Below are 16,652 nucleotides of genomic sequence, written 5' to 3' on the forward strand. Positions count from 1 at the left end.
GGGGCATGTCCGGGTGGCGACCGGGCCGCCCGGGCGGGGGAGTGACCAACCTAAGGGGGATACGCTGCGATGAGCGCGGTCGACTACGTCATCGTCGGTGCCGGGACGGCGGGGGCCATCCTGGCGGCACGGCTGTCGGAGGACCCCGACCGGCAGGTGCTGTTGCTGGAGGCCGGCCCCGACTATCCCGACCCCGCCACCATGCCGGCTTACCTGCGCGACGGCACCGTACCGCCTGTGGACGACCCCCATGACTGGGGGCTGACGGTGACCGTGACCGGTGACCGTGAGGGACCCCTGGGGCGAGGCCGAGTCGTGGGCGGCTCCTCGCAGACCAACGACCGTGGCGCGCTGCGCGCCCCCGCCGCCGACTTCGCCGAATGGGCCGGTCTGGGCCTGCCCGCCTGGGACTGGTCGCACGTCTTGCCCTCCTACCGGCGGCTGGAGACCGACGTCGAATTCGGCACCGACCCGGTCCACGGCGACCGGGGCCCTGTCCCCATCACCCGCTGGGACCGCTCCGAGCTGCTGCCCGCTATGACGGGGCTGCTCGACGCCACGGTCGCAGCCGGTCACCCCGAGTGCCCCGACCTCAACGCCCCCGACGCCACCGGCATCGCCATCTACCCGCAGAACCGGCGCGGCAGCGAGCGGATGTCCACCGCCACGACCCACCTGGCTCCGGCCCGCTCGCGCCCCAACCTCACCGTGCGCGGCGACGTGCGCGTGGATCGGATCGTCATCGAGGGCGAACAGGCCGTAGGCGTCGAGGCCGGCGGCGAGGTGATCCGCGCCGGCGAGGTGATCCTGGCCGCGGGCGCCCCCTACAGTCCCGCGTTGCTGCTGCGCTCGGGGGTGGGGCCAGCCGACGAGCTGCCCCGGTCCGGCGTGGCCTGCCGAGTCGACCTGCCCGGTGTGGGCCGCCACCTCATCGACCAGCCCGGCGCCGTCATCCCCGTCGTCGCCACCGAGGCGGCCGGCTCGCCGGAGTGGCCGCGTACCCAGATTGTGGGCCGGCTGCCCGCCATTCCCGGCTTCGCCGCCGACCACGCCTCCTACCTGTGCCTGTTCTCCGGGATGCGTATTCCCCAGCTCAGCGCGATGGCCGGCGCTGACCGGCTGACCCTGGTGATGGTGGGCGACATGCGGCCGGCCTCGCGTGGCGCGATGTGGCTGCCCAGCGCCGACCCCTCCCAACAGCCGGTCGTCGACCTGCGCTTCTACTCGGAGCCGGGCGATCTGGAGCGGATGCGCGCCGCCTACCGCCACGCCTGGGAGATCGTCCAACACCCCTCCTTCACCGCCACCGTCGACCGGTTCGCCGCCGTCGACGACGCGCTTGTCGGAGACGACGAGCAGCTCGACGGCCTGCTGCGCGCCATCACCAACAGCCGTTGGAACCTGTTGGGCGGGGCCACCATGGGCCCGCCTGACAGCCCGCAGGCCGTCGTCGACGAACGGTGCCGGGTCCGCGGCGTTTCCGGGCTCCGGGTCGCCGACGCCTCCGTGGTGCCGGTGCCCCTTCGGGCGCCCGCGGCGCTCACCTGCATGATGATCGGCGAACACGTCGCGTCGATGATCACCGAGGACCACTGACCCCCACCCGCGGCCCCACCGCGGACGACACCGGGAAACCGGGAACACGCGCGTCACCTCCCCACGGCGCGCGGACCAAGGAGAGAGGACGGCACATGGGCATCCTGGGCACATCGGTTCGGCGCTCCGAGGACCTCGAACTCCTCACCGCCGGTGGTCGCTACGCCGACGACGTCGCACCGCCGGGGGCCGCCCACGTCGCGATCGTGCGCTCCACGACCGCTCACGGCAGGCTGACCGGTATCGACACCGCGGCGGCGCGCGCCGTGCCCGGCGTGCTGGAGGTGTGCACCGCCGCCGACACCGACCTGCCCGTACTGCCGGCCGACCCACCGGTGCTCAACCAGGAGATGTCCCAGCCCGTCCTCGCCGGCGAGGTGGTCCGCTACGTCGGCGAGCCGATCGCGGCCGTCATCGCCGAGACCCGCGAGGCCGCTGTGGACGCCGCCGCCGCGGTCCACGTCGACATCGAGCCGCTGCCCGCGCTGGTCGATCCCGAAGCGGCCCTGGCCGACGAGACACTGCTCCACCCCTCGGCTGAGACCAACGTGGCCCTCAAGCTCACCTTTGCCCGGCCGCTGCGCGGCGAGGTGATGGCGGGCTGTGAGGTCACCGTGGCGCTGCGCAGCCGCAGCCAGCGCGTGGTCGCCGCCCCTATGGAGGTGCGGGCCGCCTCAGCCCGCTGGGACGGCGGACGGCTGACCTACTACGCCGGCACGCAGGCCGCCCACGTCTGGCGGGAGCAGATGGCGAACTGCCTGGGGCTGGAGGAGTCCGAGGTGCACGTGGTGACCCCCGATGTCGGCGGCGCGTTCGGGTCCAAGGCCTACCCCGCCCGCGAGGACGTGCTGCTGGCCTGCCTCGCCCGCCGGGTCGACCGGCCGCTGCGGTGGCTGGAGACCCGCTCGGAGAACATGGTCGCCCTGGGGCACGGCCGTGGCCAGTTGCACGACATCGAGCTGGGCGGCACCCGCGACGGCCGGATTCAGGCGTACCGCCTCTCCGTCGTCCAGGACGCCGGAGCCTACCCGCGCATCGGCGCCGTGCTGCCCTTCTTCACCCGCACCATGCTGACCGGCCCCTACCGCATCGAGCGCGCCAGGTTCACCTCCTCCAGCGTGGTCACCACGACCACCCCCACCCTCGCCTACCGGGGCGCCGGCCAGCCCGAGGCCGTCGGCGCGCTGGAGCGGGCAGTCGACCGCTACGCTGCCGAGATCGGCATGGACCCCGCCGAGGTGCGCCGGATCAACCTCATCCCGGCCGACGCCCAGCCCTATCGGACCCTCACCCGCTCCACCTACGACGGTGGCGACTACACGGCGGCTCTGGATCTGGCGCTGCGCACCGCCGGCTACGACCAGCTCCGCGCCGAGCAGCGCGAGCGCCGCTCCAGCGGCACGCCCTTGCAGACAGGGATCGGGCTGTCGACGTTCGTCGAGGCCACGGGGGTGGACGCGCGCTCGGAGTTCGCCGCCATCGAGATCGACACCGACGGCGGCGCTCTCGTGCTCACCGGCACCTCGCCGCACGGGCAGGGCCATAAGACGACGTGGGCCATGCTGGTCGCCGACCGGTTGGGTATCCCCGTCGAGCGGGTCGAGGTGGTCCACGGTGACACCGACCGTATCCCCTCAGGCGGGGGGACCGGCGGGTCGCGTTCGTTGCAGACCGGTGGGATAGCGGTGCACCAGGCCGCCGGTCTGCTGGCCGACAGGGCGACCGCGTTGGCCGCGGAGCACCTCGGCGGCGCCGTCGAGGATGTCGTCCTCGACACCGAGGCGGGCCACTTCCACCTGGAGGGGGCGTCCGAGCAGGCATTGAGCTGGGCCGACCTCGCCGCAGCGGTCGAGCCGGGGCAGTTGCGCGTCGAGCACACCTTTGAACCGAGTGGGCCGACCTACCCCTACGGCACGCATCTGGCCGTGGTCGATGTCGATGTCGAGACGGGCGCGGTGCGGCTGCGGCGGCTCGTCGCGGTCGACGACGCGGGCCGTGTCGTCAACCCGCTCCTCGTCGAGGGACAGATCCACGGCGGGCTCGCCCAGGGCGCGGCTCAGGCGCTGTTCGAGGAGGCCGGCTACGACGCCGCCGGTGCTCCGCTGAACGCCTCGTTCGCCGACTACCTGATCCCCAGCGCCGCCGATCTGCCCGACTTCGAGAGCAGCACTATCGAGACCCCCTCGACTGTCAACGAGCTGGGTGTCCGGGGAGTCGGCGAGTCCGGCACGGTCGGCTCGATCGCCGCTGTGCACAACGCCGTCGTCGACGCTGTCTCACACCTGGGGGTCGAGCACATCGACATGCCCGCCACGGCCGAGCGGGTCTGGGCCGCGATCGAGGAGGCCCGAGTGGCCCGCGAAACCGGTCGCTCCGGTGACGTCGGCTAGAGCGGCGAGGGCAGGCGGTGGGCGCACGTGGGTGAGCGCGTCGGCTGTCGTCCCGCGGGCTAGCGGGGGCGCGAAGCGGTCGAGGCACGAGCGAACGAAGAACACTCCCACGGCCCCACACCCCAGCGTTGGGAAAACAGAACCCCGACCGGAGACTGCTCTAGAGCGGAGTGGAGTCTCGCGGGCCGGCGACGCGGGGGAGCGGTGGGCCGGCTCGCCACACCGCTCCAGAGGTCATCACGCTGCGTCATAACGGACAACACCAAATCCTTGGCGCCGACGCACGGTAGCCGCCTCTGTCATCGGGCGGCGTCACCGTGTGATTGCCGGAGGGGTTGCCAGAAGAATTGTGGCGGTGATCCGTCTTGCCACGGTCGTAAGGTCGCAGCGAGAAGCCAGGAGAAATTGTTACCGGACCGGAGCCGGAAGCGTCGGCTTCCCGCTGCGTCTCGCCGAGTTCAACGGATACGCAATTCAGAATACTGCGGTTCACGCTTTGGAAGACTACAGTTCACGCTTTCCTCATGAATTTCTTATGAAAAAGCGAAAATCTTTTCCGTCGCGCCGTGGGGAGGCCCCTTTTCCCGCATGACCTCGGCAAACGCTCTCGGAGTGCGCCATTGTTCCCGAGGATGGAGCATCGGCGGCCGAGCTGTCGCCCCTGCCGACCGCGGAGTGCCGGGCCGTTGGAACGTGCCGGCGGCAATGGACAGCCGGCACGCTCCCCGACCCCAGGTCAGTCCTCCTGGATCGAGAGCGCCTGCTTGGGACAGCGGCGCACCGCCTCGACGACCTTGTCCCGGGCCTCCTCGCCCGGCCGCTCGTCGAGGATGTAGAGGAAGTCGTCCTCGCCCACCATGAAGACCTCGGGAGCGACTCCCATGCACACCGCGTTGCTCTCGCACCTGGAGAAGTCGGCGTTCACCCGCATCTCGACATCCTTTCCGCCGTTTGCCACGGCCACGATCACTGGTACCGGGGGCCGGCCCGAAGGCCGGGAGCCAACCGGGGCTCAGACCGGCTGTGCCTCCACGATGGGGAACATCATCGTCCGAGTGATTCCGGTCAGACGCAGGTCGGCGGCGGAGAACAGCTCCTCGATGTGTTCCTCGCTGCGGGTCCCGCCGCCCACCATGGCGAACAACAGCAGATCGTAGAGTTTACCGACGTCGAACTCGTTGCCGGAGCCAATCACGGGCTCCAGTACGACCAGCTTGCTGTCGGGGCGCATGGCCGCACGCACCGCGCGCAGCAGCCGTAGCGCCTGCTCGTCGTCCCACCCGTAGAGGATTCGCTTGAGGAGGTAGCCGTCGGCGCCTGGGGGGACGTGGTCGAAGAAGCTGCCGCCGATGCTGGTGGCGCGGTCGCTGACACCGGCGGCGGCGAAGACGTCGGTGGCGGCGGCGACGACGTGGGGGAGGTCGTAGACGGTGCCGTGCAGTGAGCGGAATTTGGCGAGGATGCCGGCGAGGAAGGCGCCGTTGCCGCCGCCGACGTCGATGACGGTGTCGAAGGAGCCCCAGTCGTAGGCCGGCAACACCGTACGCAGTTGCAGCCGGTTGATGCTGGCCATGGACCGGTCCACCCGCCGGCTCTGCTCAGGGTTGTCGGCCATGTAGTCCCAGTAGCCCTGGCCGTGGACGAGGTCGAAGGCGGCTTCGCCGGTGCGGATGCAGTGGTCGAAGCGGGCCCAGGCGTCGATGTCGGGAGTGAGGAGGGGGTAGGCGTCGCGGAGTGAGAGGGGGTGGTCGGAGCGCAGGGGTTCGGCCAGGGGGCTGAGGTCGAAGGTGCCGGGGTGGGTTTCGGTGAAGATGCCTTTGGAGGCCAGGGCGCGTAGGGCGCGGTGCAGGGAGGGTGCGTGGGCGCCGACCTGCTCGGCGAGGTCGTCGACGGTGCGTGGTCCGTCGGTGAGCAGGTCGGCGATGCCCAGATCGCACACCGCTCGCAGCGTGAACGGCACGATATAGTCCGCCAGCTCAGTCAACTGGACGTAGGACTGGATGTCCAGGCGCGGTCGTGCGGGTCGGGTCGTAGCCACAGCAGCCCCCTAGTCGAATTCGGCCGGCTGGCCGGTGTGTTGGATGGTCGTCGGGGTGCCCACGCCCTCGGACGGGCGGGAGACCGCCTCGACGACGGTCAGCGATGCCGTCGGCCGCACCAGGACCAGGTCCAGCCCGGCTCGCCCCAGCAGAGTGGCCAGCCCCTCCTGGCTGCGGTGGGAACCGCCGGTCAGCATGAGCGTGTGCAGGTCGACGAGCTTGGCGGCGTCGTAGTCGTCGCCGTCGGGAATGATCGCCTCCAGCAGCAGGAGCCTGCTGTCGGGGCGCATGGCCGCACGCACCCGCCGCAGCGCCCGAACCGCCTCGTCGTCGGTGAACCCGGGCAGCACCGTCTTGAGGAGGTAGCCGTCGGCGCCTGGGGGGACGTGGTCGAAGAAGCTGCCGCCGATGCTGGTGGCGCGGTCGCTGACGCCGGCGGCGGCGAAGACGTCGGTGGCGGCGGCGACGACGTGGGGGAGGTCGTAGACGGTGCCGTGCAGTGAGCGGAATTTGGCGAGGATGCCGGCGAGGAAGGCGCCGTTGCCGCCGCCGACGTCGATGACGGTGTCGAAGGAGCCCCAGTCGTAGGCCGGCAACACCGTACGCAGGTGCAGCCGGTTGATGCTGGCCATGGACCGGTCCACCCGCCGGCTCTGCTCAGGGTTGTCGGCCATGTAGTCCCAGTAGCCCTGGCCGTGGACGAGGTCGAAGGCGGCTTCGCCGGTGCGGATGCAGTGGTCGAAGCGGGCCCAGGCGTCGACGTCTGAGGTCAGGAGGGGGTAGGCGTCGCGGAGTGAGAGGGGGTGGTCGGAGCGCAGGGGTTCGGCCAGGGGGCTGAGGTCGAAGGTGCCGGGGTGGGTTTCGGTGAAGATGCCTTTGGAGGCCAGGACGCGTAGGGCGCGGTGCAGGGAGGGTGCGTGGGCGCCGACCTGCTCGGCGAGGTCGTCGACGGTGCGTGGTCCGTCGGTGAGCAGGTCGGCGATGCCCAGATCGCACACCGCTCGCAGCGTGAACGGCACGATATAGTCCGCCAGCTCAGTCAGCCGCGCCGGCGCGTCAAGGTCGGGAGATGGCGGCCACTGCCGCTTCGCGCTCGTCATGGCTCAGCACGTCAACCGGTACAGGCGGTGGAAACGGTCCCGTACGGGAAGCTCGTCCACTCGGCCGAAGCCGGCCGCCGTGGCGTAGTCGCGTACCGCCTCGGGCCGCAGCACCGTACCGTTGCCCGCAGCGCCCTCCCCCACGCGGGCCGCGGGCAGGCAGTGCAGGACACTAGTGGCGTACTGGAACCGTTCGATCTCGTCGCCGGGGGCGGTGAACTTCTCAGCCACCCGGGCGTCCATCACCAGCACGGTTCCGCCGTCGGCGAGCAGCGAGCGGCACTGGGCCAGCACTTCTACGGGGTGGGTGACCTCGTGCAGCACGTCCAGCAGGCAGACCAACTGGTAGCGTCCGGCTCCGTCGCCGCCGGCCTCGTGCGCGGTGAACGTCACCCGGTCGGCCAACCCGGCATCCTCGGCCCGCAGTCGTGCTTCGCCCACGGACTCCCCGTCGGTGTCGAAGCCGTCCACGCGGCATTCCGGATAGGCGCCGGCCAGGGCCAGGCTGGCCCAGCCCGCGCCGCAGCCGACGTCGGCCACGCGCCCCTCCCCCGAGGTCAGCTTGCTGTGGACGTCGGGAAGCAGGGTGCGAATCCATCCCGGAAGCTGGTGGGTGAACAGGGAGCGGTTGGCGCCCCCGTGGCCCTCCCGCCAGTCATGGCCGAAGGTGGAGTCGGCCACCCCGGCCCCGGTGCGGTAGGCGTCGAGCAGCTCGGGCAGTGCCTGGGCGACCCCGCCCAGGGGGCGCACCGTCAGCGAGACCATCGACATGGGGTGGTCTGAGCTGGTGAGGACTTCGCGGTGGCCCTCAGGCAGCGTGTACACCCGCTCGTCAGCTCCGGCCCCCGGATCGGCCACAGTCAGCAGGCCGGCCACCGCCTGCTGCTCCAGCCACTCGCGCACGTAGCGCGGGTCCAGGCCGGTGCGGGTGGCCAGCTCCGGCGGCGTCGCCCGACCGTGCGCGGCCAGGTCCTCGTACAGGCCCAGCCGGACCCCGATGTAGCTGGCCAGCAGTTCCTGGGTGGCCAGCATCGCCAGGAACATGCGCACGTTGAGCGCCCGGCCCCGCTGCTCCGGAGACTGGGGCTGGGAGTCGCGCCGTGCCGTCGCCGCCGGCCGCCCCGGGCTCAGCTCTCCCCTCCGGCGATCTCACCTCGGCCGCGCAGCTCGCCGATGACGTGCTCGCTGACGGCGCCGATTGTGGTGATGCTCTGGGCCGTTTTCTCGTCGATCGGCTCCAGGTCGAACTCGTCCTCCAGGGAGAACGCGAGTTCCAGCAGCGCGAGCGAGTGGAAGCCGAGGTCTTCCACCAGTCGTGCCTCCGAGGGGGGTTCGTTGCCGGCTTCGGGGGCGAGTTCGAGGATGACGGCGCGCACGTCGGCGCGCACCTCCTCTTCGGAGCGCGCCTCTACGGCCGACTGGGAACCTTCAGTCATCCGAACCTCCTGTTGTCGCTGGTGCAGCGCTAGCGGTTTGGGGTGGGGCGGCCTCGGGGAGGTCGCCATGCAGGAATGACCGCCACAGGGAACGCCGCTTGGGCTTCCCACTCGATGTGCGGGGGATGGTGCCGGGTGGGGCGTCGATGACGGCTACGTCGGCACCCTCGGTGAGCTGGCGTAGCAGCGGCTCGGCGCCGGTGAGCCAGTCGGGTTGGGCACGCTCCATCACGGCCACGGCGGTGGGGGTGCCACCGCGCTCTCCGAGGACCACCGCCATGCGTTCCTCGGGAACGTTGACGGTGGTGTTCAGCGCGACCTCCAGGTCCTCGGCGAACAGGGACCGGCCGCGGATCTTGAGGGCGTCTCCCAGCCTGCCCAGGACGAAGAGCTGGCCGTCGGAGAGGAAACCGGCGTCGCCGGTGCGCAGCACGCCGTCGGAGAGGCAGGTGAGCGAGTCGCTGGACTCCACCGAGGCGTAACCCTCGGCGACGGAGTCCCCGCACAGCTCGATTTCGCCGACGTGGCCCTCGGGTAGCGGGGTGTCGTCGGGGCCGAGGATGCGCACCGTCACGCCGTCGACCGGGCGTCCGCAGCCGGCCAACTGTCGACCGGAGCTGTCCTCGCCGACGATGCCGCCCAACTCCACCGAAGTGGGGTCGACCCGCAGTCCCCTCCACTCTTCGGCCAGGGGCAGCCCTGTGGCGGCGAGGGTGGCCTCGGCCAACCCGTAGGCGGGCAGCAGCGCCCGTCGGCGAAAGCCATAGGGGGCCAGCAGCTCCGTGAAGCCGTCAAGCGCCTCGGGGCTGATCCGCTCCGCGCCCACGATGACCGCGCGCCATTCGGAGAAGTCGCAGTTCGCTAGCGCTTTCGGGCGCACGCGTCGGGTGGCGTAGCGCAGCCCGAACGTGGGCATGGCGGTCAGTCGGGCGCCGTCCTCGCCAAAGCAGCGCAGGAAGCGGGCCGGATCGCGGATGAAGTCCTCGGGCTGCATCAGCCAGATCTCGCTGCGGTTGACCATCGGGGTGATCAGGCAGCCGATGAGCCCCATGTCGTGGTGGACGGGCAGCCATGAGGCGGTCACGTCCTCCTCGGTCATCCGCAGCCACCGCCGGATCGCCTCGACGTTGCTCTCCAGCGCCCGATAGGGGACCCGGACGCCGCGCGCCCGCCCGCTGGAACCGGAGGTGAATTGCAGCAGCGCCGCGGGGGCCAGGGGACGGTCGGGGACGCTGCCGGGAGTATCGGCCAGCTCGGTGACCGGTACCGGGGGGCGCAGCCCGAGCCGGCCGGTCAGCTCGGAGGTGGGGGCAGCCAGGTCGCTGTCGGTCACCACGAGGGCGGGTTGGGAGACGGTGAGCAGTCCCGCGACGTGTTCGGCGTAGGTCTCCTGATCGCCGAAGGTCATGGGCGGTGCGATGGGCGAGGGGGTGGCCCCGGCGAGCATGGTGCCGAAGAGGGTGGCCACGAAGTGGGGGCTGGAGCGCTCCACGATGCTGACCACGTCACCAGCCGAGACGCCGTTGGCGACCAGGCCCGCGGCGACCCGGTGGGAGAGGTCGCTCAGACGCTGGTAGGACCAGAAATCCCATGACCGCCGGTCGGCGGTGAATCGGATTCCGTGTTTTTCTGAAGGACTGTTTATCCAGGAAAGCAGTTTCCTGCCAGTGGACTGCATCCTGCGCAGCCCCCCAATCACGGAACAAGGATTACGATTAGGGCATTGGAATCGTATAGTAGATACCGTGCAAGCCTCAAGTGATCCCTCAAAGGTAACTTTAGATACAGCAAGTGAGCTTTTGGTTGAAATCGGACAGAGATCAGCCGAAATTGACGAGGCTCGCCGTATCCCCGACGACTTGTTCGATTCGCTGGTCGCTGCCGGGTACTGCCGTATGCTCGTTCCACGGCGTCACGGCGGACCGGAACTGGGGCTGCCGGCAGCACTGCGCGTAATCGAGGCACTGGCGCGCGCCGACGGCTCGGTCGGCTGGACCGTCGGCCAGGTCCAGCTCGCCCACCTGATCTTCGCTTGCCTACCGGAAACCGCCCAGCGCACCATCTACGCCCACGGCCCCGACACCACCGGCGCCGGCGCCGTCGCCCCCAAAGGGCGGGCCACCCCACAGGAGGACGGCCACTGGCGGGTCACCGGCCAATGGCCGTTCATCACCGGCTGCGAAGCCTCCTCCTGGGTCTATCTCAACACCATGGTCTTCGACGGCCGGTCGCTGCGCACGACGCCGGAGGGCCAACCCGAGACCCGCATGGTGGTGGTGCCCACCAAGCAGATGGAGATCCTGGACACCTGGTCGGTCATGGGCCTGCGGGGTACGGGCAGTCACGACGGCAGGCTCAGCGGTCACTCCTGTGCCGAGGATCACACGTTCACGCTGCGGCCCGGGGAACCGGGCTCCGACCGCGCCATCCACCGCATCGCGCAGTCAGGGCTCATCATCGCCGCCTCGGCCATCGGTATCGCGCAGGGCGCGCTGGACGAGATCGTCACCCTGGCCACCGGGGGCAAGCGGCCCGCCTTCGGGTCCCGCCGGCTCGCGGAGTCACCGCTCTTCCACGACCGTCTCGGCGAGGCGGCGGCCACCGTGCGCGCCGCCCGAGCCCTGCTGCATACGGAGAGCGAGGCGGCGTGGACCGTGGACGGAGCCGAGGCCGCCCCGCTCGACCACGCGGCCCTGCGCGCCAGCGCCGCCCGCGCCGTAGCCCTAGCAGTAACGGCTACCGACACCGCCCACAATCTGGGGGGCGGTTCCGCCGTCTACGACCACTCCCCCCTCCAGCGCAGGCTCCGCGACATCCACACCGCCAGCCAACACTTCGTGGCCGGCCGGGACATGTACGCGGCCCTGGGCGCCGTGCTGGCCGAGGTCGAAACGAAGCCGGGCACGCCGTGACCGCCCCAGGCAGATGCCGGTCACCCGGACGACGCGGTCGGCCGGGTACCTCCCCTGACCAGCATCTGCTGACTTCCAGTGGCCACCGGCCGGCCGTCGGGCGCCCACACACTGGCCCGTCCGGCGATCAGCCCACCGCCGGCCGCAACGCCCTGTCCCTCGACCAGCAGCCACTCCACCCCCTCGGCCGGCCGATGGAACGCGGTGTAGAGGTCCAGGCTCGGCGCCACGAACGTCAGATCCCGCGCGGGGAAACCCTGCGTGACAGCAGGGAACTGCACCAGGTCCGCGGCGACGATGGCCCGGCAGGCGTCCAGCCACACGTCGGAGGCGAACGGCCCGGGCTCGCGCATGCGCATCCAGCCGCGCACCACAGGGTCGCGGGCCGGCCGGTCGGCGCCCTCGTCGTGCTCGCCGGCCAGCCGGATCTCGTAGCAGGTGAGCCAGATCGGCAATACCTCGTGCTGCTCGGCGGCCACCTGAGCCTCCAGCGCCGGCAACCGCTCCGGCCCCGGCACTATGGGGGGCTCCGTCCACTCCGCGGCCGGCCCATCCACTGTCTCCGCCAGCGTCCACACGGTGGCATGCAGGATCGGCTTGCCCCGCTGGGTCATCTCCACGCGCAGGCACTCGGCGCGCCGGCTCCGTTGCAGAGCCGTTACCTCCACGTCGACCGCGGCGAACGTGGCGACGCCGAGGAAGTTACAGCTCAGACTGGCAGGGCGGGGGAAACGTGCCATGGCGCCGGCCGCACGCAGCGCGATCGCCGCGAGATAGCCGCCGTTGGGCCCCCACACCGACCAGTCCCGGGACAGCACGGCGGTAAACCGCCCCTCCCCCAGGGAGGAGACCGCGCTGTCGGTATCGAGATCGGCCATGGTGCGGAACACTACCGCGCCCCTGTGGTCCTCCGCTGCCCCCACGAGTCCGATTCCCGCCCCGCCGCAACGGCTCCGACACCCCCGGAGGTTCCCGGTGATGCACCTGAACGTTTTCGCCGAGTGTTCACCCTCGCCCCAGTTCGTCGGCTTCTGGCGCGACTCCGACGACCGCTCGGCGACCGGCTACCGCTCCCTGGAGTACTGGACGTCGGTGGCCCGCAAACTGGAGGCCGCCTGCGTCGACGCGCTCTTCTTCGCCGACATCCACGGGGTCTACGACGTCTACCGGGGCTCCTGGGAGCCCGCCGCGCGCCACGCGGTGCAGTTGCCCGCCATCGACCCGACGCTGGTGATACCGGCCTTGGCCGCCGCCACGGAGCGGCTCGGCTTCGCCGTCACCTACTCGACCACCTACCACCCCCCATACCAGTGCGCGCGGGCCTTCAGCACGCTCGACCACCTCACCGGCGGCCGGGTCGCCTGGAACATCGTGACCTCCTACCTGCGCTCGGCCGCCGAGAACGGCTTGGGTGAATACCTCGACCACGACCTGCGCTACGACCGCGCCGACGAGTACGTCGAGGTCGCCCGCGCGCTGTGGGAGCGCAGTTGGGACGAGGACGCGGTCGTGCGCGACACCGAGGCCGACGTGTTCGCCGTCCCCGAGAAGGTGCGCGCGATCGACCACAAAGGCGACTGGTTCACCGTCCGCGGCCCCCACCAGTGTGAGCCATCCCCGCAGCGCACGCCGGTGCTCTACCAGGCCGGGGCCTCCGGGCGCGGCACCGCCTTCGCCGCGCGCCACGCCGAGGTCGTCTTCCTCACCATGTCCGACCCGCAGACCGGCGCGCCCCAGGTCGCCGAGCTGCGGCAGCGTGCCGAGGAAGCCGGCCGCGACCCCCACGCGCTCAAGGCCATGCAGGGCTCGATGGTGATGGTGGGGCCCACCCGCGCGGAGGCCAAAGCCCGCGCCGACCTCTACAACTCGCTGTGGAGCGGGGAGGGCCAGCTCGCCAAGTGGTGCGGCTGGATGGACATCGACCTGGCCGCCTACCCCGACGAGACCCCGGTCGAGGAGATCCGCGCTGAGGGAAGCCACTCCTTCGTGAAGTTCTTGCAGCGGCTCGGCCCCGAACGCACGTGGACCGTGGCCGACGTGCGCTATCTGGTCACCCGGCCGCGGCGACCGCGCCGCGAAGCCCCGGTGACTCTCTACGGCACGCCCGAGCAAGTGGCCGACCGGATGGAGCAGTGGATCGAGACCGCCGGCGTGGACGGCTTCAACCTCATCCCGTGCCCGCCCACGGGCGGCATCGACGACATCTGCGACCTGCTGGTCCCCGAGTTGCAGCGCCGCGGCCTGTTCCGCACGGCCTACGACCCGGCTGAGACGACGCTGCGCGAACGCTACTTCGGTGCCGGCAACCGGCACTACCCCGGCTGACCCTGCCCCGGCCCACCCCGGCGCCGCCTTTTCCCACCCCGTCCCAGGAGGTAGAGCTAATGGCCGTCCGACGAGCACGTCTGGACATCGAGTCCTACGTCCGCCTGACCGAGTTGGCGGACTACATCGTGCCCTTCGCGCTGCGTGTGATCTGCGACATAGGGCTTGCCGACCATCTCGTCGACGGCCCGCGGCCGGTCGACGAGCTGGCCGAGGCCACCGGCACGCACGCCCCCTCCCTGCACCGGGCGCTGCGCGCGCTGGCCTGCCGGGGGATCTTCACCGAGACCGAGCCGGGAACGTTCGCGCTCACCCCCTTGGCCGAGCCGCTGCGCGCCGACCACCCCTTCTCCGTGCAGGAGTGCTTCCCGCTGATGCCCCCCGACGTCATGTCCTGGGGACGCATGGACCACAGCCTGCGCACCGGCGAGCCCGCGTTCGAGGCGCTGCACGGAACCGGCTACTACGACTACTTCACCGCCCCCGAGCGCGCCGAGGACGCCCGCCGCTTCGAGCTGTCCTCAGAGAGCGTCAACCCCTTCGTGCTGCGCACGGTGTTGCCGGCCTACGACTGGGGAAGCATGGCCACGCTGGTCGACGTCGGCGGCGGCTACGGCACGTTCGCCACCGGCCTGCTGGAACGCCACCCGCACATGAGCGCCACCATCTTGGATCAGCCCCACATCGCCGAGGTCGCCAAAGAGAAGGTGGCCGCCGGCCCGGTCGCCGACCGGTGCACGGTCACCGGCGGCGACTTCTTCGAGTCGGTGCCCGCCGGCGCCGAAGGCTATCTGCTCAAGACGGTGCTGCACGACTGGGACGACGAGCGCGCAGGGCAGATCCTGCGGGCGGTGCGCGCGGCCATGGCCCCCGAGAGCCGGCTGGTGGTCGTGGAGTCGCTGCGCGAGGACGGCGACGACGCCGACGACGTGGGCAAGGTGATGGACGTCAAGGCGATGGTGCTCTTCGGGGGCCACGCCCGTACCCAGGAGGAGTTCGACGCCCTGTTCGCCGCCGCCGGCCTGCGTCGCAGCCGCGTGGTGGCCACCCCGACCATGACCGTTCTCGAAGCGCGGGCGGTGTGAGCGTGCCACGACTCGACGGCAGCACCCATGTCAATCTGACTGTGACCGACCTGGAGCGCAGCACGGAGTGGTACCGCCGCGTCTTCGGGCTGGTGCTCGTCAACGACGTGACCCCGCCGGAGTCGGGCTTCCGGTTTTGCACCCTGCTGCACCCGCAGTCGTTCGCCTCGATCGTGCTTGGGCAGGCCCAGACCCTCTCTTCCGACTCCGACCGTTTCGACGAGCACCGGGTGGGACTGCACCACCTTGGCTACCACGTGCCCGAGCGTGAGGACCTCGACGTGTGGGTGCGTCACCTCGACGAGCAGGGGGTGGAGCACTCGGGGGTGACCGAGAGCGGCCATGAGGCCGGCGCCCAAGTGTGGTTCCACGATCCCGACGGCATCTGGCTGGAGGTGTACTGGGTCAACCGGGCCTTCTTCGCCGACCGGCTCCGGCAGCGCTGGCGGGAAGCCAAACGGCAGGGCCGCACCGGGGAGTGGGTCACCCCGACCGCGCAGTGACCCACTCCCCTGCCGAACCGTAGGCCCCGCGAGCCGCCGGCCAGTCCGGCCTGCACCCACGCGCTGTTTTCGAACGGGCGGGGCTGCGCCGGACCTGTCGGTTCAGAGGTACCGCTGGTAGCGGGATGGTGAGGGTGGCCGGTGCGTGGGGTGGGCCTGGGCGTCGGTGCTGTGCGTTGGGGCTGGTGCTTGTGACGAGGAGCGGCGAGGGCGGGTGGTGGGCGGGTGTGTTTCGCGCCGCTCGTGCCTCGATCGCTTCGCGATCTCGGCAGCCTAGGGGGGCCGGTGGGCTGAGGAGGCCCGGGAGTCGGTTGTGTGAATTGGGGTAACCGCTTGTAGTGGAAGGCAGCGACGGCCGGTCGGGGGTGGTGCCGTGCCGGTTGGGGCTTGTTGGGGTTATCACTGGTAGTAGGGGGCTATGAGGGGTGGCGGAGGGGCCTGGGCGTCGGTGCTGTGCGTTGGGGCTGGTGCTTGTGACGAGGAGCGGCGAGGGCGGGTGGTGGGCGGGTGTGTTTCGCGCCGCTCGTGCCTCGATCGCTTCGCGATCTCGGCAGCCTAGGGGGTCCGGTGGGCTGAGGAGGCCCGGGAGTCGGTGGTGTGAACTGGGGTAACCGCTTGTAGTGGAAGGCAGCGACGGCCGGTCGGGGGTGGTGCCGTGCCGGTTGGGGCTTGTTGGGGTTACCACTGGTAGTAGGGGGCTATGAGGGGTGGCGGAGGGGCCTGGGCGTCGGTGCTGTGCGTTGGGGCTGGTGGCGATGGCGAGAGGCGGCGAAGGCGAACGGTGGATGGGGGGCTGGGGTGGTTTCGGTGGGTGGTGGGTTATCGAGGGGGAGGCGGGGCGTGATCCCGACGAGGGGTGCCTGTTCGGCGGTTCTGGCGGCCCGGTCGCGCCGCGGGGCGATCCTCGTGGCGATCACGGCAACACTGAACGCAGTCACCGCCCATAATGGTGCCCGTTTTGGTGTGCTATGCCGGTTTCCCGATTGGCGAGAATGTTGATTCTCGAACAAGTGTCTCGCCTGTTGGGCGTTTGTCCTGCTCTCGCTGGGTGCTATGGGAGGCTTTGTCGCTTTTGTGGGGGCGGTCGTGGTACGTTTCCACGCTCAGTGTTGCGCCACCCCCAACGCTGGACGCAGCCCCCGCAGCCGCCGTCTCACCCAATGAGATACAGGCCGTCGCGGCCCTGCTCCCCCGAGAACCACCACACGCGACACACCACCCCTGCCCACCCCTGCCCACCGCTGGCCCTCGTCGCCCACCCTCACC

At 70.7% G+C, this 16,652-nt stretch carries 13 protein-coding genes; 6 read left to right on the top strand and 7 right to left on the bottom strand.

Annotation, left to right across the window (positions count from 1 at the left end):
• The first annotated feature begins 69 nt into the window (after positions 1-69).
• Together ABD848_RS06445 and ABD848_RS06450 are read left to right on the top strand one after the other, a co-directional pair.
• The gene (locus tag ABD848_RS06445; protein ID WP_344968373.1) at positions 70-1,596 is read left to right on the top strand and encodes a GMC family oxidoreductase; all 1,527 of its coding nucleotides are present in this window, start codon (positions 70-72) and stop codon (positions 1,594-1,596) included.
• A gap of 95 nt (positions 1,597-1,691) precedes the next feature.
• Entirely contained in the window at positions 1,692-3,986 is a 2,295-nt protein-coding gene (locus tag ABD848_RS06450; protein ID WP_344968375.1) for a xanthine dehydrogenase family protein molybdopterin-binding subunit, read from the top strand.
• 736 nt (positions 3,987-4,722) lie between these two features.
• Here the strand turns inward: ABD848_RS06450 and ABD848_RS06455 are convergent.
• The 6 genes from ABD848_RS06455 to ABD848_RS06480 all read right to left on the bottom strand — a co-directional run bounded on the left by ABD848_RS06455 (position 4,723) and on the right by ABD848_RS06480 (position 10,260).
• The gene (locus ABD848_RS06455; protein ID WP_344968377.1) at positions 4,723-4,917 is read right to left on the bottom strand and encodes a ferredoxin; all 195 of its coding nucleotides are present in this window, start codon (positions 4,915-4,917) and stop codon (positions 4,723-4,725) included.
• An 81-nt stretch (positions 4,918-4,998) separates the two neighbouring features.
• Entirely contained in the window at positions 4,999-6,024 is a 1,026-nt protein-coding gene (locus ABD848_RS06460) for a methyltransferase (RefSeq protein ID WP_344968380.1), read from the bottom strand.
• A 9-nt stretch (positions 6,025-6,033) separates the two neighbouring features.
• Positions 6,034-7,125, bottom strand: a complete 1,092-nt coding sequence (locus tag ABD848_RS06465) for a methyltransferase (RefSeq protein WP_344968382.1) — start codon at positions 7,123-7,125, stop codon at positions 6,034-6,036.
• A 3-nt stretch (positions 7,126-7,128) separates the two neighbouring features.
• Positions 7,129-8,169: a class I SAM-dependent methyltransferase gene (locus tag ABD848_RS06470; RefSeq protein WP_344968522.1), complete on the bottom strand. Its 1,041-nt coding sequence runs from the start codon at positions 8,167-8,169 to the stop codon at positions 7,129-7,131.
• Between the two features lie 83 nt (positions 8,170-8,252).
• The gene (locus ABD848_RS06475; protein ID WP_344968384.1) at positions 8,253-8,561 is read right to left on the bottom strand and encodes an acyl carrier protein; all 309 of its coding nucleotides are present in this window, start codon (positions 8,559-8,561) and stop codon (positions 8,253-8,255) included.
• Positions 8,554-10,260, bottom strand: coding sequence for an AMP-binding protein (locus ABD848_RS06480; protein WP_344968386.1), 1,707 nt, complete (start codon positions 10,258-10,260; stop codon positions 8,554-8,556). The genes ABD848_RS06475 and ABD848_RS06480 overlap by 8 nt, the downstream gene beginning before the upstream one ends.
• A 46-nt stretch (positions 10,261-10,306) precedes the next feature.
• Between ABD848_RS06480 and ABD848_RS06485 the strand changes: the two genes are divergently transcribed.
• A complete protein-coding gene (locus ABD848_RS06485; protein ID WP_344968388.1) occupies positions 10,307-11,473 on the top strand; it encodes an acyl-CoA dehydrogenase family protein in 1,167 nt (388 codons plus the stop codon).
• 20 nt (positions 11,474-11,493) lie between these two features.
• Here the strand turns inward: ABD848_RS06485 and ABD848_RS06490 are convergent, their stop codons facing one another.
• Positions 11,494-12,351: an acyl-CoA thioesterase gene (locus ABD848_RS06490; protein ID WP_344968391.1), complete on the bottom strand. Its 858-nt coding sequence runs from the start codon at positions 12,349-12,351 to the stop codon at positions 11,494-11,496.
• A gap of 100 nt (positions 12,352-12,451) precedes the next feature.
• Here ABD848_RS06490 and ABD848_RS06495 point away from each other — a divergent pair, with 100 nt between their 5' ends.
• The 3 genes from ABD848_RS06495 to ABD848_RS06505 are packed head-to-tail and all read left to right on the top strand — an operon-like array spanning position 12,452 to position 15,386.
• Positions 12,452-13,798 carry an LLM class flavin-dependent oxidoreductase gene (locus tag ABD848_RS06495; protein ID WP_344968393.1) on the top strand — a complete coding sequence of 449 codons (1,347 nt, stop codon included), beginning with the start codon at positions 12,452-12,454 and terminating at the stop codon, positions 13,796-13,798.
• A 59-nt stretch (positions 13,799-13,857) separates the two neighbouring features.
• Entirely contained in the window at positions 13,858-14,883 is a 1,026-nt protein-coding gene (locus tag ABD848_RS06500; protein WP_344968395.1) for a methyltransferase, read from the top strand.
• A gap of 2 nt (positions 14,884-14,885) precedes the next feature.
• Positions 14,886-15,386, top strand: a complete 501-nt coding sequence (locus ABD848_RS06505) for a VOC family protein (RefSeq protein WP_344968397.1) — start codon at positions 14,886-14,888, stop codon at positions 15,384-15,386.
• Positions 15,387-16,652: the final 1,266 nt, after the last annotated feature.

Origin of the sequence: Salinactinospora qingdaonensis (assembly GCF_039539445.1) — a bacterium.
Classification (GTDB): domain Bacteria; phylum Actinomycetota; class Actinomycetes; order Streptosporangiales; family Streptosporangiaceae; genus Salinactinospora; species Salinactinospora qingdaonensis.

Coding starts and splice junctions, on each gene's coding strand:
- ABD848_RS06445 (WP_344968373.1), top strand. CDS start 70: ATGAGCGCGGTCGACTACGTCATCGTCGGTGCCGGGACGGCGGGGGCC.
- ABD848_RS06450 (WP_344968375.1), top strand. CDS start 1,692: ATGGGCATCCTGGGCACATCGGTTCGGCGCTCCGAGGACCTCGAACTC.
- ABD848_RS06455 (WP_344968377.1), bottom strand. CDS start 4,917: ATGCGGGTGAACGCCGACTTCTCCAGGTGCGAGAGCAACGCGGTGTGC.
- ABD848_RS06465 (WP_344968382.1), bottom strand. CDS start 7,125: ATGACGAGCGCGAAGCGGCAGTGGCCGCCATCTCCCGACCTTGACGCG.
- ABD848_RS06470 (WP_344968522.1), bottom strand. CDS start 8,169: ATGTTCCTGGCGATGCTGGCCACCCAGGAACTGCTGGCCAGCTACATC.
- ABD848_RS06475 (WP_344968384.1), bottom strand. CDS start 8,561: ATGACTGAAGGTTCCCAGTCGGCCGTAGAGGCGCGCTCCGAAGAGGAG.
- ABD848_RS06490 (WP_344968391.1), bottom strand. CDS start 12,351: ATGGCCGATCTCGATACCGACAGCGCGGTCTCCTCCCTGGGGGAGGGG.
- ABD848_RS06495 (WP_344968393.1), top strand. CDS start 12,452: ATGCACCTGAACGTTTTCGCCGAGTGTTCACCCTCGCCCCAGTTCGTC.
- ABD848_RS06500 (WP_344968395.1), top strand. CDS start 13,858: ATGGCCGTCCGACGAGCACGTCTGGACATCGAGTCCTACGTCCGCCTG.